The organism is Lacimicrobium alkaliphilum (assembly GCF_001466725.1).
GTDB classification, from domain to species: domain Bacteria; phylum Pseudomonadota; class Gammaproteobacteria; order Enterobacterales; family Alteromonadaceae; genus Lacimicrobium; species Lacimicrobium alkaliphilum_B.
In genome coordinates this window covers 3,343,221-3,366,312 of the sequence record NZ_CP013650.1, presented here as the reverse complement: position 1 = coordinate 3,366,312, position 23,092 = coordinate 3,343,221, and the positions used below count along the sequence as shown (strand labels likewise).

The following is a 23,092-nucleotide window of genomic DNA, read 5'->3' as shown; positions in this document are numbered from 1 at the left end:
TTTTGCCACTGTTTGCTCAGTAGCTGAACAAGGATGGCACAATTTATGAAAACTTGTCACAGTGGAATAAGCCAGACATACCAATCTGTCTCCTTTCACAGTAAAATGGCGCCCTTTGGCACAGAAGCAAAAACAATAAACAGGACGTCTATGTCAGGATTACTGCGCATTATTCTAGTTCATACCCACCTGCCCGGTGTGGTGGAGTTGAAGCTGGACGGTCACACCAATGTTTGTGGCACGAATGCTTCGGGTAAAACGACCCTGCAGCGACTGGTGCCGGTATTTTACGGTGAACTGCCAGGTAAAGTCGTACCCCGCACCCGCAAGAAATTCAGCGAATTTTATCTTCCCGCCAACAACAGCTATCTGATCTATGAATATCAGCGTGAAGACGGTCAGGTGTGTCAGGCGGTACTGACCCGCAAAGACGCAGACAGCGTGCAATACCGTTTTGTCGGGGCACCTTTTGAGTATGAGCAGGTTCTGGTGGAAGTGGATGACAACCAGGTACAGCCAATGTTGCCGGAGCAGTGGCTGCGGCAGCTTAAACAACTGGGTATCGATTATTCCAGCAAATTGCATTCTACCAGTGAATATCGCAGTGTGATCCAGAACGATGCCGCGGTGGGGCGAGCCAATAGCCGTGACAACACCCGTCTGCGCCAACTGGCTGCACATTTCAGCCTGGTAGCGGCCAGCCACCGTATTCGTCATATGGAAAAACTGGTCAGTGCGGTGCATGCCAAAGAAGGAAAAATGGATACCCTGCGTACCATGCTGGCGGCGATTTTCGAAGAAGATGGCCTGGTACAGCCCAGCACTACAGTCAGAAATACCAAGGCCCGGGAATGGATCACCCAGATGCGCCAGACCATGCGCCTTAAAGACCTGCACAAAACCTTTGCCCAGATCCGCACTCAGGCTGACAAGCTGAATCAGGAAGAAGCCCGGTTGCAACAGCTTAAACCTGTGCTTGAACAGGATTATAGCCAGCTTAAACGGCAAAAGGCCGACAGCGCAGAAACGCTAAATGTTCTCAAACGTCAGATGGCAGAGCTAAAAGAGCAGTTTGAACAACAGGAGTCGACCCTAAACAGTTCAATCAGTGAAGCCGACGCCGGGCGCAACGCCTGCGCCAAACAATTAGATCATATTCAGGGGCGTTATGACGGCTATCTGGACTCTGATATGGAGCAGTTGCAAAAAGATACGCAAGTACTGCCTCTCTGGCGTGAAGAGCTGGAGCAGCAGCAGGAGCATTATCAGCTGTTGATCGATCAGCATCAGGATATGCAGGCGCAACTGGAACAGCAAAAGAACAAGCTTTTTGAATCTCTCGACCGGGTCAGGCAGAAAAACCATAGTCGAATCAAGGCACTGGAAGAAGGCCGAAACAGCCTGCGTCAGGCTCATCAGGATAAGGAAAGCCAGCTTCGCAGTCAGTATGAACAGCGTCGGGAACAGCAGCGCAGTGAATTTGAACAGGCCTTATCAGAATTGCAACTGGCTATTGCCACTCAGCAGATGCAGGTGCAACAGCCCATGCTCAGTGACCAGGAGCAGGAGAACCAGCAACTGGCCGATAAGCGTCTGGAGCTGGCTCAGCGCAACTGGCAGCAAAAGGCGCAGCAACGCACCCAATGTGACAGGCAGCACCAGCAGGCTCGTGAGCAGACCCTTCAGGCCGATAATCAGTTGCATGACAGTCGCCGTCAATATCGCCAGATGGCGGAACGTCTGCAACGCATTGAACAGCAACTTAGCCCGGAGCAAGGCAGTTTGCGGGCCTTTTTGCGGGATAATGTCAGTGGCTGGGAGCACAAACTGGGTAAGGTTATCCACGCGCCTTTGCTGGAGCGCAAGGATCTTTCCCCAGAGTTGAGTACAGAGCAGCAGGGGATAATGGGTATCTGCCTGGACTTAAGTCAGATTGATTCCCCGGAATACGCCGAAGATGAAGCGGCACTGAAAAATCGTCTGGAGCAGGCGCAAAAGCAACTGGAACAGGCCCGAGAGCAGCAGCAACAGGACGAAGCCCTGTTGCAACAATGCCATGAGCAGACAGAAAAATTGCGCGAACAGCTGAGCAAGGCCCAGCAGGCATTCGAGCAGGCAGAGCAGGAAGTGCATTATGCCACCGATGCCCGCCAGCGCTTGTTGCAACAGCACAAGACGTTACTGGATAGCAGGCGGGCAGACGCCCAACAGGCGCTGGACAAGCTAAAACAGCAGCTAAACAGCAAACAGCAGCAGCGGGATGAAGCCCTGAAACAGTTGCAGCAGGATTTTGAGGATCAGTTACTGGAGTTTCGCAGCGGCTGGCAGGAAGAGCTGGCAGTGCTGGACGAACAGATTCAGGAGCTGGAACTGCAGGTAGAGAAGCGCCGCGAGCAGAATAAGGCGCAGATCAAGCAGCTTGAGCAGGCCTTCAATGAAGAACTGGCCAGCAAGGATATCGATCCGGCCCAGTTGCAAAAGCTTAAACAGGACATTGACGAACTTAAGGGGCGGATCCACCGGGTCAGTTCGCGCCGCGATGAATTACGCGAGTATAAAGAGTTTATGCAGATAGACTGGAGCGAACGTCGCCCTGAACTGCTGGAGCAGGAAACTGAGCTTAAGGCCACATTGCAAAATCTGCATCAGCAGCGTGATAACCTTAAACAGCGATACCAGGGCGATAAGTCCGCCTTGCAGCAACAACAGCGCGATACAGAGCAGCAGCTCAGTCAGTGCGCCGGTCTGTTAAATGAAATTGAGCCATTGATCCGCCAGTTGGCCCACTTACAGTTTGCCTTTACCGATGAGGCATCACAGGGGAGCCTGGGGGATCAGCAGGAGCGTATCAGCCGCACCAATGAAGCGCTGGAAAGCCGAAGCCGCCTGGAGCGTCAGTTCAAAGAAGAATTGAATGATTTTGAATCGGTGTTGGGCAAAGACGCAGGCAAGGATTTTCTCGATGTGATGGAGCAAAGCTTCGCCGTACTCGACGAACACGCCGACAGCCGCGAGAAGCTGCCGATTCTGGAACGCCTGCTGAGCATCCTTGACTCCCGTGCCCGGCAAATCATCGAGCAGGGCGAAACCATAGGCGGGGATCTGAACCGATTCTTTACCGTGTTCAGTGATATCAATCGTAAGATTGCCAGCCAGAGCCGCCGCCTTACCGAAGAGGTGGCCGATGATCTGAGTCTGGATGGTATTGCCCGCTCTGAAGTGAAGATCCTCTCTACCGTGGATGAACTGAACTTCTGGCAGCCGCTGAAGCGCTTCGCCCAGGCGTACCAGAACTGGCGCGACTCCGGTGATGATATGCCTAAGCAGGACTATCTGGACAGTCTCGCAGATGTGGTAGAAGTGCTGCCCAATGACGCCAGTTACAATATTGAGTCCTTACTAAGGCTGGAGTTGCACCTGAATGAAGGGGGCTCGGATCTGGTGATCAAGAACGACAGGCAACTGCTGGAGTCGTCAAGCCATGGCATGGCCTACCTCATTTTGTGCAAATTCCTGCTTGCCTTTACCCGCTTGCTGCGTAATAAGGCGGATATCCGTATTCACTGGCCGATCGATGAGATTGGCACGCTGGCCTATCACAATGTGGAAAAACTCTTTGCTGCCTGCCAGAGCAACGGCATTGATATTCTTGGCGCCTTTCCTAATCCGGAATCAGAGGTGTTGATGCTGTTTAAACATCGTTATCTGATCGACAAACAACGTCAGGAATTACAGAAAATTGAACCCAAAGTCAGCCGTATTGCAGAGCGCCTCAGGGCCGGCAGTAAGATGGAGGAAGCCGTATGATAGAACATGGCCCGCTCCTCGAGCGCATGCTGGAAGGGGAGTTTATCTGTGCGGTGACCGATGAACACAGCTTCAATAAACTGCAGAACGAAAACCTGCGAGAGGACCTCAATCATTTTCTGCGCCCTTTGAACCGGCGCATCGCCAAAAGCGAGGACGGCAGCGTATTTTTTCTGGCCTACCACGAACTCACCGAACCGGCGCGGCACCAACTCAGCCAGCAGTTCGGTGTAACTATTCAGTCGCTGTTGCCGATGCTGGAATGGATGCAACTGGTGCAGGAGGCGCTGGGACGGGACGGCGCGCTGACCGCCGGGGATACCATCAAGTTGCAGGAATTTTCCCTGAAGGTAGAGGATAATCAGTCGCTGCGCCAGCGCCTGGCCATGCTCTCTGCCGACAAAGTATTTAAGTCCACCAGTGACCAGCTGGATATGCAGATCAAGCAGGTGTTTAAGCGTATACGCGAGCTGGGCTATCTGCATCAGCCCCATCGTGACCGTCAGTTCTATATTGTTACCGGCAAGATAGAGCATCTGATTGAACTGGTGCGCTTTATCAAGGATGAAGAAAATCTGCCGCTGGACGAGGACAGCCCGGAGCAGGGAGATATGTTTTGAATCAGCACAGCAGTCTGTTCCAGCTTGGCCGGGAGCGGCTGGCGCTGATTGGCAAGCATTCTGAAGTGCTGATGCAGGGCTATCTGAACGGTCACATCGATGAGTCGGCATTATCAGAAGCCGCGCTGAACAAACTTATCGACGCCAGAATTCTTTGGCGGCCGGATGAACAGGCCCCTTTAAGCCTGCGCCCGGTAATGGGCGAACTTATCGCCAGCCTGACCCGGGATGAGCGTAAACGCCAGATCAATGCCGATGTGGCCGAGCATCTGGATCAGATACACACCCGCGTACAGTCATTGCAGGCCGCAAGAGCCAAAGGGGATTACGCCGCGGCCGAGCATCATATGCAACTGCTGACCGAACGGGTGCATGATATGAGCGGTCAGTTCGGCGATGCCATCGAAAGCCTGTGGCACCGCCTGAATACCGAGTTTGGTTTTGTTTCCAGTCTGGATGACAAAATTCGTGAAATCGAACTGGCGCAAAAACAACTTCGCCGCCTGCTTGATGGCTTTGGTCTGATTGATTTTGATCAACTGATTGCCCTGGCGGGCAGTGACGGCAGCCTGCGTAAGCTGCTGGTCAGTCAGTTGCAGGCACGTATTTCAGAACATTCCGGCTCCTTGCTGGAAGTGCAGAAGCGTCTGGTATTGCTGATGGCCAGGTTTCGCCAGCAGCAGGAGCGGGCACTGTTGGTCAGTCGCATGAGCGCCTTCTTACGCCAGCATCCGAATTTTCAGATTGGCGATTATCCCAACCGCAGCAAGGTACCGGCGGTGGTGAATCAGGCTAAAGAGATCAGAGCTGCTGCCGCCATTGCTCTGGACAGAGACAGCGACAGCAGCACGCTGGCGCAACTGGCCCGTGCCATTCCGCGCCCGGAGCAGGACGTCACACCAACCGAAAACGCCGAGCCCTTTGCCGCCCCTGAGCAACAGCTGGCCGAAAGGGTACAGAAAAAACTGGTGGAGGACGTGGAGAACTTCTTTATTGCGGTGATTGATGAGGGGAATCCTGTCAGTGCGCTGGATTATATGAACCGGAATGATCTTGAGTGGGATCCCGAAATCTGGTTGTTCCAGGTGATTGCCGAGTACGAAGGCATGGCCAGTGATGAAAAACGTAGTTTCCGGATGGAGAAGGTGACCCGTCTGGCCAGCCGCTTTAATCAGGTGCGGATTATCGAAGATGTGCATCTGGGCCTGCGCTTTTTCGGTGAGTTTCAGGCCACCGGCTGATGCAAAGTGGGGCAAGAGCAAAGTTTCTCTGCTTCCCTCCTCTGAACCAGGCTCAGACCGAAGGAAAGTTTACTCTGACCCTACTTTCTAATTATATTCCTGATATTAATCGATATTCATCTTGGTATGCCTGCATGAAGATTATCTGGTCACTGCTGCCTATCAGGGCGAGATCTTCAATGTGCCGGTAAAAGGAGGCTCGCGCACCTATGAGCTAACCCAGACCCGTCGGGTAAATCAGTCGGCTAATGATCTGATGCAACTGTTCGGCCTGGTATTTTTCCTGACGGGGTTATTTGCTTATCTGACCGAGTGGCTGCTGAACAGGCGACGCTAATCCGCACCAAAGTCAGGCTTATCAGCAACGGCGCTGCGTACAGCGGGTACCAGGCGACGGCTAACGGGCACAGTCTGGCCGTTACTCAGGATTAAACTGGCGTTAGTACTATCAGGGGTGGCGGAGGACAGGCGCCTGATCTGCTCAAGGTTAACCAGAAAAGAGCGATGCACCCGCAAGAAGGTGCTGGGCAATTCAGCCTCCAGGCTTTTCAGGGTGCCGCTGTACAAGTGTTGCTGGCCGTTGAGCAGATGGATCTCAGAGTAATCTTTGGCGGCCTGGCAGTAGGCGATCTCTGCTGTATTGAGCTTATCTATCTTGCCTGCGCTTTTTAAGGTGAGCAGGGCGGGCCTGGCTTGTTGTTGACCCTGTTCCAGCCTGAAGCTGAGCCTGGCAATCCGCTCATTATCCTGCTGTTGCCTCAGTTCCTGGCGGTTGGATTCCAGTGCCTGCTGAATAAACAAATAGCCTAACAGCAGCGATACAAATACAAAGTATAAGGTTTCATGGAAATAATCTGCGGTCAGTATCATACAGAGGATAAACAGGCTCAGTGCCAGCGCGCTGAAACCACCCTGGTCTGAGCGGGTTCGCCACCAAAATCTGACGGTGATGATAGCAGCAAAGAAGGCGGGGAAAAATGTGGCGGCAGTGGTTCTGGCATCAAAACTATCCAGTAACCATAATGCGCCCAGCGTCACCAGGATACCGGCATAAATCCAGTGCAGGGCATGATGACGGGCAAACTGACCGGCAATAAATACCAGCAGGCAAACACCAAAGCCCAATGACATCAGGGTGATGGTGAGCAACCTGATGTCGTGTATGGGATAAGCGTATCCCAACAAGCCCCGCGACATTTCAGCAAACAACTGAACGGCACTGAACAGGCACATTAACACCAGCAACAGATGGTTGCTGCGCTGTGATGGCGTGATACTGCGCACAGAAAAGTACACCAATCCGGTAAGCAGAACCCCCAGCAACACCAGGCCAAGTTCACTGTATTGTTGCAAATGCTGGCGTGGATCGGCAAAACCCCCTATGCCAATAAAATGCAGAGGCCGGGTTAAGGTTAACCAGCCTTGCTGCGCAGACAGATGCAACACCAGCCGGTTTTTGCCCATTTTGAGCAGGCCTTCGGGCAGATAAAAATGGCTGTCCATTGCACCGGGGATTTCGGTGACCTTGTTGCCGGGCTTGCCATTCTCTCCAAGCAGTACATCATTAAAATAGGCTCTACTGCTGGCTTTAGCATACAGGAACAAGGCCAGTGGAGGTGTCAGCGCCTGTAACTGTTGTTCGCTCAGGTTAACGGGGATCTCAACCCACAGTGTTTTGCCCTGAGGATCGACGTCCTTAAGCAGCACCGTGCGGCAATCCGTGGAGGTAAAATCCACCGGCCATTGATGAGCACCATCGCAAAGGGTTACAGGTTGTTGACCTTCGAACGGCACGAAAGCGGCGCTGCTGGTGGAAATACTCACAAGCAGTACCAGCAACCATAGCCTGATTGAAAATCGAAAACCGCCAGGAGATTGTTTGTTTATAACCATTTCGACCATAACCGCTTATTGACAGCAGACTACCGCTTATCTGTTTTATCATGCTTTTCACTGCCGCCTGGCGAAAACCCTTGCCAGTCAGACGATTTTCTCTGTTTTACTGTTGCTCAGTTCAACGAGGAGAAAATCTTATGTTATTGATCAACAGATTAACAGTATTGCCGGGTTTGCTTTTATTATTGCTCTTATCAGGGCATGTGACCGCTTCAGACCAGAGCGGAAAGAAGACGGAAAATGAGTCGCCGATTACCTTTACTGCCAATGACGGACAAAGCACCGAGGCTTTTGAGGGGTATTTTTCAGTACCTGAAAATCGCAACAGTCCTGACAGCCGAAAACTAAAGATTCATTATGTGCGTTTCCCGGCCCTGACCGATAATCCCGGCGCGCCCATCGTGTATCTGGCTGGCGGCCCCGGCGGCTCTGGTATTGCTACCTCGAAATGGCGCCGCTATGGCCTGTTTCAGTCACTGCGCCAGTATGGTGATGTAATTGCACTGGATCAGCGCGGCACAGGCAAGTCAGAGGATGTACCCGTGTGCGAGTCTTCGCAAATCATGCATACCCACAAGCGCTGGGATGAACAGAGTATGGCAGCGCTGTATCGCCAGGCGTTTTCTGAGTGTATGAACTTCTGGCAAGAGCAGGGCGCGGATATTACGGGTTATACCACAGTGCAAAATGCACTGGATATCGATGCCCTGCGGGCGCATTTGGGTGCTGAAAAAGTGACATTATGGGGGATTTCCTACGGCAGCCATCTGGCCCTGGCCAGTCTGAATCTGTTTCCTGAGAAGATAGACAAAGTCATCATCGCCAGCGCAGAGGGGCTGGATCAGACGGTGAAATTACCTGCGCGAACCGATGATTATTTTACCAGGTTGCAGCAGGTTATTGACCAGCAGCCGGGTTTAAAGGCTCAGTTCCCGGATATTATTGCCACGATGCACCGGGTACATGCTCAACTTTCAGCAGAGCCTATAAGGATTAAGGTGCCGGTCAAACAGGGGGAGCCAATGGACTTTTTATTTCAGCCGGTGCACTTACAGATTCTGGCATCCATGACCATAGCTGACCCGGGCAGTTATGTGGGCATGCTGCTGGGGCTGTACCATAGTCTGGATAAGGGGGATACCAGAATGCTGCAGGGGGTATTGTCTCGCAATCTGCTTAACAATGAACCGATAAAGATGAGAATTATGCCAACGGCGATGGATATCGCCTCTGGAATTTCAGCCGCACGACTGAAGCAGGTTAAAGAGCAGGCTAAGCAGTCTTTACTCGGAGGAATATTAAACTTCCCCATGCCCCACCTTGCGGGTGTGTATAAACCTTTAGATTTGGGAGACAGTTTTCGTCAGGATCCTGTCGGCGATGTGCCAGTTCTGCTGTTAACCGGCACCCTTGACGGGCGAACCTACCCTGCAGGGCAAGCTGAGGCGGTGGCTGGCCTGACTAACCTGACTCAGGTGATGGTGGTCAACGCCGGGCACAACCTGTATACCAGTTCACCAGAGGTCTTAACTGCAATGAAGTACTTTCTGGCGCAGGGTAAAACCAAAACTCGCCAGATTGAACTGCCTTTGCCTGATTTTGATCTTTGAAAAAGTGGGGTCAGAGTAAACTTTCTCTGCTTTCGCGTTTTAAAGCGGCACAGCTCCAAGAAAGTTTACTCTGACCCCACTTTATCAGGTTAAACCGAGCGGGTGGCCACGGCTGGCGGGATGGCGGCGGCGCGGCTGGCCGGGCCCAGCACAGCAAGCTGGCCAAGCAGCCATAATACCGCCATGCCAAAGGGCAGGTAATACCAATCCAGCCGCTGCATTTCGAAGTTATTCACCAGCACCATGTTCAGACCCAGTGTCAGCAACAATCCTAGTGCAATACCGATTGAACTGATCAGCAGGTTTTCCAGCATAAAGTAACGCAGGATGTCGCCTCTGGTGGCACCCAGCGCTCGTCGGGTACCGATTTGCTTGCGGCGTTTATTGACCGTAAAGCTGGATAAACCGACGATACCGGCTGCCGTGACCAGGGTGAGTGTCAGTACAACAATAAGCAGAATTTTGATCATGGCGCTGTGACGACGGTAACTGCGTTCCCGTGTATCTTCGATGGTGGTCAGATCGCGGATAATACGGCCCTTGTTACTTTTGGCCAGCATTTCCTCTATCTTTGGCATCAGCATGTCCCGCTGGCCTGGTTCGGTGCGGATCAGGTAGTTGGCGGAATTAAACAATGTCCGCTCCGGGCTGAGCATGGCCCGCTCAACAGAGCCCCAGCCTACCCAGGGCGCCTGCAGTTTGTCGATAATACCGATAATGTTAATCGGCTCATCATCATTGATATACACGGTCTTACCGACCACTTCCTGAATCGCCGACTCAGGAAACAGGGCACTGGCCGTGTCCCGGGTAATGATAATCACATCAGGCCAGGTGCTTGCAGATGGCTCACGCCAGCGGATATCCTGCTGATTGAAGTTTCGTCCGGCTATGAGTTGCACGTCCATGGCGTTAAGCCCTTGCTCATCGACCATATACACGGCAACTCCGGTACCGTCAAATTCCTCGCCGGGCTGAGTTTGCAATCCCATCGACCAGCCACTGCCGCTCATGGGGACGGCGTTGGTCTGAATAGCATCCACCACACCGGGTAAAGCACGCAGGGCAAGCAGATCTTCCTGTGTTGTGTTTTGCGGATTAAAGTCATCGGCAAAACCGACAGAAGAAAGATAGAAAGTGTTGGCCTCATCGAGGCCGGATTCGCGGGCCATCAGTTCGTTGCGCTGCTGAATAATAAACACCGCATTGACGATGATGGTCATGGTGACCGCAATCTGAATGGCAATCAGTATTGCGCCGGTTTTGTTGCGCAGCATGGCGCGCAGAATTGGACCAAGATCTCGCATGATGGCTCCTACTGACTCTTAAGTTGTTGTGAAGGATTAACCTGGCAAGCGCGCCAGGTGGGATAGAGTCCTGCCAGTAAACTGGCGACCAGCGCCAGCAGCAATGCCAGTAACACCAGCGGTACATCCAGCGAGGTCAGATTGTCGGCAAATTCGCCGTACAGGGCGCCGACCCCCTGCAAACCCAGCAATGCCAGCATTAGCCCAAGCAGACCGCCCAGTAAGCCGATACTGCCGGCTTCAAGCAGATGCTGAGTAAAGACATCCCCGCGGGATGCGCCTATTGCCCTGCGCAGACCGATTTCCGGCGCTTTGGCACTGAATTTAGCCAGCAACAAGGCGATAGTATTGAGCAGACATACGGCCAGAAACATAAAGCTGAGCCACAGCATAATGCGGGCATCATCAGCCACCACTTCCTCAATTTCCATCCACTGCATGACGTCAGAGAGTCGGTTGTTTAAAGGCCGTGGGAAGCGACCGAGTTCTTTCTGGGCATTGACATAATTATCCAGAAAGGCCATATAATCGGCTTTTGCGTCGGCATCGGGCAGTTCCACCCACATCTGAAAATTGACACACTCAGACAGCAAAAAGCCCTTAAAACCTGGCTCCTCAGGCTCTTTCCAGCAGTTGACATTGCCACTCGAATTCAGTTCCAGAGGCATCTTCAGGCTCAGGGGCATAAACAGATCTTCGGTGGTGTTAAAGGCACCGGTGGTAAGGTCATAAAAACGTGGCACCGGTTGCCAGTGGTCCAGTACCCCGGCCACGGTAAACAGAGTACCGGCGATACGCAGTGTCTGGCCTGTCGAGTCACTGCCGCCAAAAATCTTGTCATTCATGGCCTTGCTCAATACCACTACCTGGCGTTCATTGGCATCATCCTCTGCAGACCAGGGACTGCCATACAAAAATGGCACCTCGAACATGCTGAAAAAATCCTGATAGGTCAGGCGTATGGAGGCATTAAAGGGTTTGGCATCCGCATCAGCCGGTTCTACCACGCCTCCCGAACTGGCCATGGCTGCCTGCCGGTAAGCGCGTTTTGCGGCCATCAGATTGGTGGCATCGGTCCAGGTCAGCTGATCCGGTGGCAGGTTGCGCTCATCACGGGTGTCATGGGGATCCCAGCTGTCTACCTGAACATAGAACAATTGTCCGCTTTTTTGCGGAATGGGATCGGCTGACATCAGATAGTTGACGGTGATAATGGTCATACAGGCTCCCACACCCAGACCGATGGCTAATACCATCAGGCCACTGAGTAGCGGGTTACGTCTGAGGCTCAACAGCGCCAGTTTCATATAGTAGCTAATCATGATCAGGCTCCGCTGGCCAGGCGCGCTTCGGCCAACTGACCGGTGCTGGCGATATTACTGATCTGACCATCGCGGACGTAAATCTGCCGGTCTGTTTGTTCAGCCAGCACCGGGTCATGGGTGACCATCACGATAGTGGTGCCGGCGGCATTAATCTCTTTGAGCAGCTCCAGCACGCTGGCGGCCATGGCTGAATCCAGATTGCCAGTGGGTTCATCGGCAAGCAGAAATCTTGGCTGACCGGCTAATGCTCTGGCGATGGCGACCCGTTGCTGCTGGCCACCGGATAGCTGTGAGGGCAGGTGTTTACTGCGGCTGGCCAGCCCTACTGTCTCAAGACTTGTTTCGATACGCCGTTTACGCTCAGAGGCAGACATTTTGCGGTAGCGCAGTGGTACGTCGACATTGTCGAACAGGTTAAGATCGGGGATCAGATTAAAGCTCTGAAAAATAAAGCCGATTTTTTCATTACGCAGACGGCTACGGGCATTGTCTGATAAGTGACTGATGTCCTCATCGTCCAGAAAATACTGACCCTGGTCGAAGGTCTCCAGCAAACCGGCGATGTTCAAAAAGGTGGTTTTTCCTGAGCCGGAGGGCCCGGTTACCGAGATAAACTCACCTTCGGCCACCTCAAGATTAAAGTCTCTGAGGGCATGAGTGGCCACCAGATCGGTACGGAATACTTTACTGATATGTTGCATTTTTAACATCGGGATTTCCTTATTGGGTAATAAGCACAGTGTCTGCACCACGGAACTGGTCGGTGCCTGAGATAATAATGGTGTCGCCGGGATTAAGGCCGTCGAGGATTTCCACTGCATTAAGGCTGCGGGCACCGGTCTGAATTTGTCGCTTTGTGGCGATTTCGCCATCGACCAGATAGGCAATGCGACCACTGCCCGTTTCCAGGAATTGCCCCCGTTGTACCATTAACACATCGGCTTTGTTCTCCATCAGCAGGCGGGTGGTCAGGCGCTGGTTCTGACGCAGACCTTGCGGCATTTTGTCGCTAAAGCGCACTCTGCCGGTAACCTGATTGTTTTCAATTTCCGGCGAAATGGTGACCAGAGTGGCTTCGTGGGTGTGACCGTTAAGATTAACTTCTGCCTGCACACCAATGCTGAGATCATCGGCGTAACTCTCGGGAATGGCCACTTCCAGCTCGAACTGGCTGAGATCCACCACGCTTAGCAGCGGCTGGTGGCGACTGACCTGATTTTTTTCTGCTACCGCCAGGTTGCCAACGATGCCCTCCACGGGTGAGCGTACCGTCAACTCACTGACCTGCCGTTCCAGGTCCTCAACCAGCAGTGTCTGCCGGGCCAGTAAAAGCTCCTGAGTGCGGATTTCGAAATTCAGTTTTTCTTTGTCCAGCTCGGCGTCCTGTATTGCATGCTGGTATATCAGTTTTGCATTTTCCAGATCATCCTGCGCTTTTTCATAATCAAGCTGGCTGATGCTGTTGGTGCTGTAGGCTTTATCGGCCCGTCGCTTTTCCCGATCGGCGGCGGTCAGCGCCACTTTGGCCATGTCCACGGCTTTCTGATTGGCAAGCTGCTGTTTTTTGGACTCAATACGCTGACGATCCAGCTCAATTTTCTGGCTTGCCAGGCCTGATTGTTGTTGTTCCAGCTGGTTACTCAGCTCCGGGCTGTCAATCCGGGCCAGTATCTGGCCTTGTGACACGCTGTCACCGGCATCGGTCATCAATGTCACGGTACCGTCAGCCGGGCTGTAGAGTGTCGGGCTGACTGCAGCAACAACCCTGGCCTGCACCGATAAATCCCGGGTCAGATCGCCCCTGGTTACCGTCGCCAGACGCAAACGTTCGGCCGGGATACTGATATCGGTCGTACTGTAGCTTTGCACCTTAGGGATAACTAACAGCAGCAGGCCGATGACAAGCAGCACACCCAGCCCTCCCCAGATATACAACGGGCGCCTGGATGGTGAAGACAGTACTTCATCCTGACCACTGGTATCAGCTATTTTCATTCTTGTCTCTGATTGATATGGGTTTCAGGGTAAGTCGCGGGAAAGGTGCAAAAGGTTTATTTGGGATGGAAAAAAATATGAAAACAAAGAAAAGTAGGGTCAGAGTAAACTTTTTTCCAGAGTAAATATTTGCCTGACGGGGACCCTAAAAAGTTTACTCTGACCCTACTTATTAAAAAGGCCGCCTGAGTGGCGGCCTTGCTGCGTGGTTAAGCTAAGAGCAGATTATTCTTGTGCTGGCTTAACAAATTTCAGTGTCATTCTGTCGCTTTCGCCTATGGCCAGATAATGATCCCGGTTTTCTTCTCCTAAGCGCAGGCTGGGGGGCAGGGTCCATACGCCTTTGGGATGATCTGCTGAATCCCTTGAATTGGCATTGATATCTGATGAGGCGGCCAGTTTAAAGCCGGCATGCTCCGCCGCTTTGATGACCACGGCTTCGTGCATATAACCGCTTTGCTCCATATCCTCAGCAGGGCGATCTCCGGGCAGGCGGTGTTCTACCACACCCAGGACACCTCCCGGTTTCAGGGCTTTATAAAAAGACGCAAAAACCTTATTCAGATTTTCTTCACCGGCACCGCGCATATACCAGTTATGCACATTACGGAAGGTCAGTACTCTGTCAGCACTGCCAGCAGGGGCGAAATCCAGTTTTTGTGGCGGCTGGAATACGCTGACTTCCACCTTGCCGTATACATCCTGGTTTGCTTCCACTTTCTGCATAAAGTTTTTATGGGAGCGCTGGTAGTATTCCACATCAGAGTTGGGATCAAAGTGGGCTGCGATCAGTTTGCCGTTGTCTTTTAGGTAAGGGGCAAGAATTTCTGTGTACCAGCCACCGCCCGGGGAGATTTCAACCACTGTCATATCTGGCTTTACATCGAAAAAGCGGAGCGTCTGCTGAGGGTTACGATATTCGTCTCTGGCCTGATAGGAGGCGGTGCGGTGTTCACCTATGACCGCCTGCTGCAATTCGTTGGCCTGCGTCAGTGGCGAGGTGCTGATTAGCACAGTGGCGCAGAAGCCACAGAGGGTTTTTATTTTATTCATATCCTTCTCCTTTGGTTATTGTTCAAACGGGTTACGTGATGCGGCTTTATTCGGATCCTATTATTATCACGCTTTGGCGTTGGTGTGGTGTTTTTCGCTCACAGGTGCAACTGGCAGGATAAATGACAGTTGTGATATCTGCAGCATCAGGTGCTCAGCGCCAGTAACTCACGATATTCATCCAGCGCGTACTGATCGGTCATCCCCGAAACCATATCCTGCAACAGGCGACAGCGGTAGTAGCCCTCCCAGAGCCGTAGTTGCCCGGGGTCTGTTATCTTAAGTTGTCTCATCGCCTCGCCATAGGCGCTGACATGCTTATTGGGCAAACGCCTGGCCAGTCTGGATTCAATCAGCAAATCCCGGTGACCGCCGCTGATCACCTGATTAAACTCCTCAGTATCCAGTTCCAGCAGGGGGCGATACTGATTAAGCAATTCAGAGATAATCCGGTACCCCTGCAGCTCAAGGGTCTGTACTTCCTCAACGCTGAATATATGTTTGATGGCGACCTGTTTAAAGGTTTCGATCAGATGGTGACAAAGAGAATCATCCTCCAGCAAGGCCCGGTTCAGGCGGCCATGGTAAATATCATCAATGTTGGCGATAAAGCCCTCTGCAGCGTGATGCACCAGCGGGTGGATAAGGTTAACCCTGAGCCAGACGAAAAACTCATGGGCTTTGTTAATCGGCTCTTTGTCTGCCCGCTGGGTAACGTACTCCATCACCTGACGAAAGCTTTTGGGCTTTTTACCCTCGCTGGCAAAACAAGGAATATCCGCTTTACCCTTGCCATCATCAAAGGTTGAGATCAACAGTTCCGCCAGCCGGTGATAACTGAGCAGGCCTTTTTCGACACCATCCTCAATATCAGCCAGGCAATAGGAAATATCATCTGCCGCTTCCATCAGATAAGCGAGCGGGTAGCGGGCATTCTCTTCCAGTCCCAGTTGTTCCCGCAGAGCGTTGACAAATTCCTGTTCAGTCAGATAGAAGCCAGGTTTTTTCTGCAGATAGTCCAGTGCTGCGCCTTTTGCTGGCCGGGGCTGATAAGCCGGGCGGGTATATTTGAGAATACAGGCACTTTGCATATAGGTCAGATTAAGGCCCAGCAGAGAATGGATAAGACGAATGGCCTGCGCATTGCCTTCAAAATTACTTAAATCGGCGATCAGTTTATCCGCCAGCGGTTGTATACCGGACTCTGAGTTTCTGAACAGCGGGAGTTCGGGCAGATACTGACGAAACCATTTGGTAATGGCCGCTTCACCAAAGTGACCAAAGGGCGGGTTGCCAATATCATGCATCAGGCAGGCCATTTCGACCAATGACTCGATGGCCCGCTCCAGTCCATCCAGTCCGTAGGCCTTGGCGTCATCGCCCAATTTGTCGAACAGGGTGCGAACGATAAACCGCCCGGTTTGCTGCACTTCCAGTGAGTGGGTGAGGCGGCTGCGCACCGCAGCATTACGCTCAAGGGGGAAGACCTGGGTTTTTTGCTGTAGGCGGCGAATGGCGGCAGAGTTGATGATTCTGCCCCTGTCACTTTCCAGCGCCCGCTCCAGCTTACGGATGCTGTCAAAGGTGCCGCCGCCATAGGGTCTGCTCAGGTCTATGCGATCACGAAAATTAATACTCATGGGTTGTTCCTACAGACGATGCTGACTTAACTGGGGGATGGTGAGAGATATAATGATCCCCGGGGGCAACCACTATGCTTATTCAAGGCGCATAAAAAACACCTGATAGACTGTATCGGCCGGATTGTGACCGACAGCACTGATGACCCGATAGCGATATTCTTCTCCCGCCTTATTCGTAACACAGGCTTCCATACTGATTTGTTGCAGACCTTTGTCCTCGGCCAACTCCCATTCCAGTTCCCACTGACTGGCCACTACTGCCCGGTATGTCGGATCCGGGTAGGCCAGCTGCCACCAGTGGTCTTTGTCCGGTATCTGTGCAAGGGTAAAACCAAATTCATCGATAAAAGCCTGATTAACAAAGGTCACTTTATGGTTGTTGCTATCCTCTGCCGGTTCACCAAGCAACGCAGGGAAAGGCAATGTTTGCAGGAATTCCTGATACTGTGGCTTATCCATGAGGTGGTGCCATCTGTTATTAATATGGGCATACTAAAACCAGATTGATCAGTGTTCAACTCAATCAGTGAAATGTCAGTCCTGCCATACCAATTGGCGGAAGTGATTGCGGCACATAGATACATACTTATCGTTACCACCTACGTCGACCTGTGCGCCCTGTTTAATTGCCTGGCCGAATTCATCCATGCGCACCACGAAGTTGGCCTTGCGACCACAATGACAGACGGTTTTCAGCTCTACCAGCTTGTCGGCCCAGGCCAGCAAATAGTGGCTGCCTTCGAAGGTTTCACCGGCAAAATCAGTGCGCAGGCCATAGGCCAGTACCGGAATATCAAGCTCATCCACGACAAAGGTTAACTGACGCACCTGTGTTTTGGTTAAGAACTGGGCTTCGTCGACAAACACACAGTCAATGGGTATTTTTTTGTCCAGACTGTGGATTTGCTCAAGCAGGTGAGTGCTTTGGTCATACAACTGTGCTTCTGCTTCCAGGCCAATACGGGAAGCCACTTTACCGCGACCGAAACGGTTATCCAGTGCGGCGGTAAAGAGCACAGCATGCATACCCTGCTCACGATAGTTATAAGCGGATTGCAACAGAGAGGTGGATTTACCGGCATTCATCGCCGAGTAATAAAAATACAGTTGGGCCATACTGATTCCGGAGGAAGGCGCAGTAACGAAAGGGGACTATTGTGCCGGTTATTGACGGCTAAGAGAAGTCATAGGTAAAAAGGGAGCTTCTGGCTCCCTTCTCTTCAAGGCATAGCTTACCTGCGCGATTTTCGCAGCATTAAAGTTGCCAGCCCGGCGCACAGAAGAAGCAAAGGCGCTGGCTCCGGTACCTGCTGTACTTCAAAGTTAAATACCGTGTCATTGAGGCGTACATTATCTGCAAAAGCATGGTAATCACTGCCAATAGATGACCCCACACCGACACTGATACCGGCAATATAAGCCGTAGCTGAATACCAGCTTGCATCCATCCAGTCACTGATACTCTGATTTACCTGGGCACCTGAAGATAATGTTACACCTATGCCTGACTCCCAACGCCAGAACGCATCGTCACTGCCTGTGGTATACCAGGTTTCTTTATCTGTGTTGCCATAACCATTGTTATACGCCCCTTCCCAGATTAATTCACTGCGCTGATCTCCGTCCCAGATATGCAGGCGTAGTGCTGGTGTGGCGTCGGGGTGCAGATTGGAGAGGCTGTCATCGGCAATCATCCAGTCAAAGCCAAAATCCAGCACATCACTGAGCAACATCAGGTTTGAGCCCGGATCATAGAAGTTTCCGAGCCCTACAAAACGGGTACGATCACCGAATAATTCCAGGGAACCATTGCCTGCTCTGGCCCTGCTGTCGGTAATGGCACTGCTGCCACCACCACTGTTTTCACCACCCGGGTTACCCCATTGCAATGTGTCGTCGTAGACAATGGTATTGGCTTGCGTGGCCATAGAGCCGGCAAGCAGTGTAAGTAGCAAGTATCTTGTGATTTTCATCGATTCACCTTTTTGTTGATTTTCATTTAGTGCGAAATATCACCAAAACGCTGCCAAGGCAGGAATACAACGGTGTCTGTTGTGCATAAATGCAAACATCGACAAAGCAAAGATCAAACCAGTTAGATAACGCTTTACTAATCAATAGATTATTCCGGATGAAACTGGAGTGAAGAATTTTCTGTTAAAGAAGCTGACGCTTATGGACGGATTTTACTGCCGCTTTGAGTGACGTTGCTGCTGAGTCACATCTATTGTTATAAGTTACTGAAATCCATTTTGATCGAGAAATTGTATGAATAAATGGCTGTTGTTAAGTATTGCAATTCTGACCGAAGTGATAGCCACTTCATCACTAAAGGCCAGTGATGGCTTTACCCGTTTGCTGCCCTCGGTTGTCGTGATAATAGGTTTTGGTCTGTCGTTTTATTGCCTGTCACTGACCCTGAAAGTGATTCCTGTAGGCATTGTGTACGCTATCTGGTCTGGGGTGGGTATCGTACTGATATCAATAGCAGGCTGGTTGTTCTTCGGTCAGAAACTGGACTGGCCGGCTATAGCAGGCATCAGCCTGATCATTCTCGGGGTGGCGGTGATGAATCTGTTTTCCAAATCTGTGCCGCCGGTATAAATCTGCATTTGTCTCTTGCATTGCCGTAAATTTCAACTATTATGACGATCCGTCAATAAATGACGAATCGTCAAATAATGAATTTCAGGCTTAGCTGTAACCAACAAAATGGCAGTTCCTGCTTACTGCAGGGATTCAAGAACAAGCGCCAGCGGGCTTTTGCTGAGCGTGAACAGGAGTTATTGGCTCTGGCCGAGCAGTTAATGGATCAACATGGCTTTGCTGCTTTGACCATGGACAAGCTGGTGGCTGCCTGCGAATACTCGAAGGGCACGGTATACAACCACTTTTCCAGCAAGGAAGATCTGCTCTGCGCCTTATGTACCCGCAGCATGCAGGTGGAATTGGCCTTGTTTGAAAGGGCGCTGGCGTTTGAGGGCGGTAACAGAGAAAAACTGCTGGCGCTGTGTTTTGCCTATCGATTGCACGCGCTGATTAACCCTACCTTGTTTTATTCTGTGCTCAGCGCCAAGACACCTGCAGTGATGGAAAAGGCCAGCGCCGGGCGACTGGAACATCAGCAACAGCTGGAGCAGAAACTCGGTGATGTGGGTGACAGAATCTTTACGCAGGCGATGAAAAGCGGGGAATTACCTCCAACAGAACAACGAACGGCCAGCCAGCTAACCTTTGCTGCCTGGGCGCTGATGTTTGGCAGCAATGCGCTGTTTAATGCCGCCAGCGAAGCGCAAATGTTGCAGCAACTGGACGCCGAGCAATCCATATTACTGAATATTAATCTGCTGCTGGACGGGATGAATTTTTCTCCCCTGAGTCATGAGCATAACTATGCGCAGAGCTGGCAGCGTATCGCAGATCAAATTTTTGCCGAAGAAGTGGCTTTAGTAAAAAGGAAAGTACGATGAAATCAATGTGGTTGAAGAATATCCTGCAACGGCCGTGGCTGGTGTTACTGATTGGGATACTGTTTATTGCTGCGGCTGGTTATGGTGCCAAGGATCTGTATTTTCGTGGCGATTATAAGGTTTATTTTCAGCCCGATAATCCTCAGTTGCTGGATTTTGAGCAGATGCAGGAGGAGTTCAGCAAAAACGAAAACGCCAGCATCATTGTGGCGCCACCAGAGGGTGAAGTCTTTAACCCTCAAACGCTGAAACTGATTTACGAGCTTACCGATGCGGCCTGGCAGACCCCGTATTCGACCCGGGTCGATTCGCTGGCCAATTTCCAGCATACATGGGCACAAGAGGATGATCTGATTGTTGAGGACCTTATCCTCGAGCCTGATGCTCTGAGTAGTGAAGAAATCGCACGGATAAAATCCGTGGCCCTTAACGAGCCCAATCTGGTGAATAAGATCATCGCCACAGACGGCCAGGCCAGCATGATCAATATCACGGTGCATATGCCTGAGGAGAATAAAACCGCCGTGGTTAAGGAAGTGGCGGATCATGTACGGGCATTAACAGAGCAATATAAGGCTGACTACCCTGAGCATAAGTTTTACCACACCGGTATTGTGTTTATGAACGAAGCCTTTGCGGTAGAAGCACAAAAAGATGTGGAAACCCTGGTGCCCTTTATGTTTCTGGCCATCATTCTGGTGCTGTGGTTTCTGCTGCGCTCTTTTACCGGCACGCTGGCCACGTTGCTGGTTATCGTGACTACTATTGTTGCGACCATGGGGCTTACAGGCTGGTCGGGTATTTTTCTCTCCACCGCGACGGTTAATGCGCCTACTCTGATTATGACCCTGGCGGTGGCCGATTGCGTACATGTGATTTCATCCATGCTGTTTGCGCTGCGCCAGGGCAAAGATAAGGCTCAGGCCCTGCATTACGCCATGGACATAAATCTGATGCCAATTTTTATCACCAGCGCCACCACCGCCATTGGTTTTCTGACCATGAACTTCTCCAATGTGCCGATACTGGCGGATCTGGGTAATGTGTCGGCCCTTGGCGTGATGCTGGCCTTTGTCTTCTCTGTGACCTTATTGCCGGCTTTGCTGATGATTCTGCCGATGCGGGTCGCCAGACAACAAAAGACTAAAGGAAAAGGTATTGAAGCCTTTGGTGAGTGGGTGATCCGTCATCATAAACGTTTGTTGCCGGTCACCTTTGTGATTGCGATATTGGCAGTGGCTGCCAGTTTTAACAACAGCGTCAATGATATTGCCACCGAATATTTCGATGACAGTACCGCGTTCAGGCAGTCTACTGACTTTCAGGAGCAGCATTTAAGCGGCATGTCGACGGTGGATTTTGCCATTTATGCCGGTGAGCCCTCGGCATTGAATGATCCGCAAGTATTGCAGGCTGTGGAAGATTTCAGTCAGTGGCTCAGACAGCAACCGGAAGTGGATCATGTGAATACCATCTCTGATACCTTCAAGCGCCTGAACAAGAATATGCATGGCGATGATCAAAGCTATTACCGGTTGCCGGGCAGTCAGGAGCTGGCCGCGCAGTATCTGCTATTGTATGAGATGTCACTGCCTTACGGGCTTGATCTGAATAACCAGGTCAATCTGGATAAATCCGCTACCCGGGTGATGGCGACCATGAAAAATCTCGGCAGCAAGGAATTTACTGATTTCGAGAAGCGTGCCACAGACTGGATGGCTGAGCGGGCTCCGGAGCTTACCGTTAAGGCCGCCAGTCCGTCACTGATGTTTGCCCATATCGGTGAACTGAATATGGACAGTATGCTCAAGGGCACCTTATTAGCCCTGGTGCTGATTTCCGGGTTGCTGGTGTTTGCTCTGCGCTCCTGGCGTATGGGGCTGATCAGTCTGATCCCAAATTTGCTTCCCGCAGGTATTGGCTTTGGTATATGGGGACTATTGTCCGGCAATATTAACCTCGGTTTGTCGGTAGTACTGAGTATGGCCCTGGGGATCATTGTTGATGATACAGTGCACTTTTTAAGCAAGTATCGCCATGCCAGAGGCCAGGGGCAGAGCGCCGAGCAGGGGGTGCGCTTTGCCTTCGCCAGTGTTGGCCGGGCTTTGTGGGTAACGACCCTGGTGCTGGTAATAGGTTTCAGCGTACTGTCGCTGTCATCTTTTGCCCTGAATGCCGATATGGGACTATTGACCGGCATTATTATTCTTATGGCACTGGCTGTGGACTTTTTGTTCCTGCCAGCATTTCTAATGGTATTTGATAAGCAACAAACAGCTAAGGAGCAAAGGGATGATTCGCATACACTCCATCAGACAAATTAATGGTCTGATTTTAACGGCACTGCTGCTGGCATTGCCGGTACAGGCGCAAAGCCCTGAACAAAAGGGACTGGAAATTGCCAAGGAACGTAAAGCCAGAGACAGAGGCTGGGGCGACTCTCAGGCTGAAGCCAGTATGATCCTGCGCACCGCCAGTGGCCAGCAGATTGAGCGTAAGATGCGGATGCTGTCACTGGAGATGCAGGATGATGGCGATAAAGGGCTGACTATTTTTGATCAGCCAGCCGATGTAAAAGGCACCGCCTTTTTAAATTATTCCCATGCCATTGAGCCCGATGACCAGTGGATGTATCTGCCAGCCCTGAAACGGGTTAAGCGTATTTCCTCAAGGAATAAATCCGGGCCCTTTATGGGCAGCGAGTTTGCCTTTGAGGACTTAAGCTCCTTTGAGGTAGAGAAATACAGCTATAAATTTCTGCGTGATGATAAGATTAACGGTCTGGACAGCTTTGTGGTGGAACAAACCCCGGCCTATGAGCACTCCGGCTATACCAAAATGATAGTATGGATAGACAAGGAGCATTATCGTGCCCACAAGATTGAATACTACGATCGCAAGGGCAGTTTATTAAAGACCCTGACCATGCATGATTTTGAACTCTATCTGGATAAATACTGGCGGCCAATGAAACTCTCTATGGTGAATAATCAGAACCGCAAGAGCACCGATCTGATTACTCATGAGCTTAAGTTTCGTACCGGGCTGGAAGAAAACGACTTTAACCAGGCAACCCTGAGGCGTGCACGTTAACGCACCCAATAGCTTAAACAGCGAGGACCAGA

The 23,092-nt window shown here is 51.5% G+C and carries 19 protein-coding genes; 9 read left to right on the top strand and 10 right to left on the bottom strand.

Annotation, left to right across the window (positions count from 1 at the left end; translation table 11 throughout):
- The first annotated feature begins 150 nt into the window (after window positions 1-150).
- The 4 genes from AT746_RS15215 to AT746_RS15200 all read left to right on the top strand — a co-directional run bounded on the left by AT746_RS15215 (window position 151) and on the right by AT746_RS15200 (window position 6,005).
- Window positions 151-3,807: an ATP-binding protein gene (locus tag AT746_RS15215; protein WP_062481885.1), complete on the top strand. Its 3,657-nt coding sequence runs from the start codon at window positions 151-153 to the stop codon at window positions 3,805-3,807.
- Complete coding sequence (locus AT746_RS15210; protein WP_062481882.1) at window positions 3,804-4,427, top strand: hypothetical protein; 624 nt, start codon at window positions 3,804-3,806, stop codon at window positions 4,425-4,427. The genes AT746_RS15215 and AT746_RS15210 overlap by 4 nt, the downstream gene beginning before the upstream one ends.
- Window positions 4,424-5,668, top strand: a complete 1,245-nt coding sequence (locus tag AT746_RS15205) for a hypothetical protein (protein WP_062481879.1) — start codon at window positions 4,424-4,426, stop codon at window positions 5,666-5,668. The genes AT746_RS15210 and AT746_RS15205 overlap by 4 nt, the downstream gene beginning before the upstream one ends.
- A 121-nt stretch (window positions 5,669-5,789) precedes the next feature.
- Entirely contained in the window at window positions 5,790-6,005 is a 216-nt protein-coding gene (locus tag AT746_RS15200) for a hypothetical protein (protein WP_062481876.1), read from the top strand.
- Here the strand turns inward: AT746_RS15200 and AT746_RS15195 are convergent.
- Window positions 6,002-7,492, bottom strand: coding sequence for a LytR/AlgR family response regulator transcription factor (locus AT746_RS15195; protein WP_197414272.1), 1,491 nt, complete (start codon window positions 7,490-7,492; stop codon window positions 6,002-6,004). The genes AT746_RS15200 and AT746_RS15195 overlap by 4 nt on opposite strands.
- A 209-nt stretch (window positions 7,493-7,701) precedes the next feature.
- Here AT746_RS15195 and AT746_RS15190 point away from each other — a divergent pair, with 209 nt between their 5' ends.
- Complete coding sequence (locus AT746_RS15190; protein ID WP_156413715.1) at window positions 7,702-9,174, top strand: alpha/beta hydrolase; 1,473 nt, start codon at window positions 7,702-7,704, stop codon at window positions 9,172-9,174.
- Between the two features lie 89 nt (window positions 9,175-9,263).
- Here the strand turns inward: AT746_RS15190 and AT746_RS15185 are convergent, their stop codons facing one another.
- The 9 genes from AT746_RS15185 to AT746_RS15145 all read right to left on the bottom strand — a co-directional run bounded on the left by AT746_RS15185 (window position 9,264) and on the right by AT746_RS15145 (window position 18,470).
- On the bottom strand, window positions 9,264-10,481 hold the full coding sequence (locus AT746_RS15185) for an ABC transporter permease (RefSeq protein WP_062481870.1): 1,218 nt from the start codon (window positions 10,479-10,481) through the stop codon (window positions 9,264-9,266).
- Window positions 10,482-10,489: 8 nt separating this feature from the next.
- Window positions 10,490-11,803 carry an ABC transporter permease gene (locus AT746_RS15180; protein WP_062481867.1) on the bottom strand — a complete coding sequence of 438 codons (1,314 nt, stop codon included), beginning with the start codon at window positions 11,801-11,803 and terminating at the stop codon, window positions 10,490-10,492.
- Between the two features lie 2 nt (window positions 11,804-11,805).
- The gene (locus tag AT746_RS15175; protein WP_062481864.1) at window positions 11,806-12,516 is read right to left on the bottom strand and encodes an ABC transporter ATP-binding protein; all 711 of its coding nucleotides are present in this window, start codon (window positions 12,514-12,516) and stop codon (window positions 11,806-11,808) included.
- 10 nt (window positions 12,517-12,526) lie between these two features.
- Window positions 12,527-13,801 (bottom strand): efflux RND transporter periplasmic adaptor subunit, encoded by a 1,275-nt coding sequence (locus tag AT746_RS15170; RefSeq protein WP_062481862.1) that lies wholly within the window; start codon window positions 13,799-13,801, stop codon window positions 12,527-12,529.
- Between the two features lie 225 nt (window positions 13,802-14,026).
- Window positions 14,027-14,854 carry a class I SAM-dependent methyltransferase gene (locus AT746_RS15165; protein WP_062481858.1) on the bottom strand — a complete coding sequence of 276 codons (828 nt, stop codon included), beginning with the start codon at window positions 14,852-14,854 and terminating at the stop codon, window positions 14,027-14,029.
- Window positions 14,855-15,000: 146 nt separating this feature from the next.
- On the bottom strand, window positions 15,001-16,494 hold the full coding sequence (gene dgt, locus AT746_RS15160) for a dGTPase (RefSeq protein WP_062481855.1): 1,494 nt from the start codon (window positions 16,492-16,494) through the stop codon (window positions 15,001-15,003).
- A gap of 78 nt (window positions 16,495-16,572) precedes the next feature.
- A complete protein-coding gene (locus AT746_RS15155; RefSeq protein WP_062481852.1) occupies window positions 16,573-16,956 on the bottom strand; it encodes a hypothetical protein in 384 nt (127 codons plus the stop codon).
- 75 nt (window positions 16,957-17,031) lie between these two features.
- Window positions 17,032-17,613, bottom strand: coding sequence for a thymidine kinase (locus tag AT746_RS15150; RefSeq protein ID WP_062481848.1), 582 nt, complete (start codon window positions 17,611-17,613; stop codon window positions 17,032-17,034).
- Between the two features lie 116 nt (window positions 17,614-17,729).
- Complete coding sequence (locus AT746_RS15145; protein ID WP_062481845.1) at window positions 17,730-18,470, bottom strand: PEP-CTERM sorting domain-containing protein; 741 nt, start codon at window positions 18,468-18,470, stop codon at window positions 17,730-17,732.
- Between the two features lie 295 nt (window positions 18,471-18,765).
- Between AT746_RS15145 and AT746_RS15140 the strand changes: the two genes are divergently transcribed.
- The 4 genes from AT746_RS15140 (at window position 18,766) to AT746_RS15125 (ending at window position 23,060) form a co-directional block, all read left to right on the top strand.
- Complete coding sequence (locus tag AT746_RS15140; protein WP_062481842.1) at window positions 18,766-19,101, top strand: DMT family transporter; 336 nt, start codon at window positions 18,766-18,768, stop codon at window positions 19,099-19,101.
- 77 nt (window positions 19,102-19,178) lie between these two features.
- A complete protein-coding gene (locus tag AT746_RS15135) occupies window positions 19,179-19,967 on the top strand; it encodes a TetR/AcrR family transcriptional regulator (RefSeq protein ID WP_062481839.1) in 789 nt (262 codons plus the stop codon).
- On the top strand, window positions 19,964-22,291 hold the full coding sequence (locus AT746_RS15130; protein ID WP_062481836.1) for an efflux RND transporter permease subunit: 2,328 nt from the start codon (window positions 19,964-19,966) through the stop codon (window positions 22,289-22,291). Before AT746_RS15135 ends, AT746_RS15130 begins: the two co-directional genes overlap by 4 nt.
- A complete protein-coding gene (locus AT746_RS15125) occupies window positions 22,260-23,060 on the top strand; it encodes an outer membrane lipoprotein-sorting protein (RefSeq protein ID WP_062481834.1) in 801 nt (266 codons plus the stop codon). Before AT746_RS15130 ends, AT746_RS15125 begins: the two co-directional genes overlap by 32 nt.
- The last annotated feature ends 32 nt before the right edge of the window (window positions 23,061-23,092 follow it).

What these genes read in the sequence shown, in the direction of transcription:
- AT746_RS15125 (WP_062481834.1), top strand. Translation starts at nt 22,260, where the DNA reads ATGATTCGCATACACTCCATCAGACAAATTAATGGTCTGATTTTAACG.
- AT746_RS15185 (WP_062481870.1), bottom strand. Translation starts at nt 10,481, where the DNA reads ATGCGAGATCTTGGTCCAATTCTGCGCGCCATGCTGCGCAACAAAACC.
- dgt (WP_062481855.1), bottom strand. Translation starts at nt 16,494, where the DNA reads ATGAGTATTAATTTTCGTGATCGCATAGACCTGAGCAGACCCTATGGC.
- AT746_RS15210 (WP_062481882.1), top strand. Translation starts at nt 3,804, where the DNA reads ATGATAGAACATGGCCCGCTCCTCGAGCGCATGCTGGAAGGGGAGTTT.
- AT746_RS15175 (WP_062481864.1), bottom strand. Translation starts at nt 12,516, where the DNA reads ATGTTAAAAATGCAACATATCAGTAAAGTATTCCGTACCGATCTGGTG.
- AT746_RS15215 (WP_062481885.1), top strand. Translation starts at nt 151, where the DNA reads ATGTCAGGATTACTGCGCATTATTCTAGTTCATACCCACCTGCCCGGT.
- AT746_RS15165 (WP_062481858.1), bottom strand. Translation starts at nt 14,854, where the DNA reads ATGAATAAAATAAAAACCCTCTGTGGCTTCTGCGCCACTGTGCTAATC.
- AT746_RS15155 (WP_062481852.1), bottom strand. Translation starts at nt 16,956, where the DNA reads ATGGATAAGCCACAGTATCAGGAATTCCTGCAAACATTGCCTTTCCCT.
- AT746_RS15180 (WP_062481867.1), bottom strand. Translation starts at nt 11,803, where the DNA reads ATGATTAGCTACTATATGAAACTGGCGCTGTTGAGCCTCAGACGTAAC.
- AT746_RS15150 (WP_062481848.1), bottom strand. Translation starts at nt 17,613, where the DNA reads ATGGCCCAACTGTATTTTTATTACTCGGCGATGAATGCCGGTAAATCC.
- AT746_RS15130 (WP_062481836.1), top strand. Translation starts at nt 19,964, where the DNA reads ATGAAATCAATGTGGTTGAAGAATATCCTGCAACGGCCGTGGCTGGTG.
- AT746_RS15140 (WP_062481842.1), top strand. Translation starts at nt 18,766, where the DNA reads ATGAATAAATGGCTGTTGTTAAGTATTGCAATTCTGACCGAAGTGATA.
- AT746_RS15170 (WP_062481862.1), bottom strand. Translation starts at nt 13,801, where the DNA reads ATGAAAATAGCTGATACCAGTGGTCAGGATGAAGTACTGTCTTCACCA.
- AT746_RS15145 (WP_062481845.1), bottom strand. Translation starts at nt 18,470, where the DNA reads ATGAAAATCACAAGATACTTGCTACTTACACTGCTTGCCGGCTCTATG.
- AT746_RS15135 (WP_062481839.1), top strand. Translation starts at nt 19,179, where the DNA reads ATGAATTTCAGGCTTAGCTGTAACCAACAAAATGGCAGTTCCTGCTTA.
- AT746_RS15190 (WP_156413715.1), top strand. Translation starts at nt 7,702, where the DNA reads ATGTTATTGATCAACAGATTAACAGTATTGCCGGGTTTGCTTTTATTA.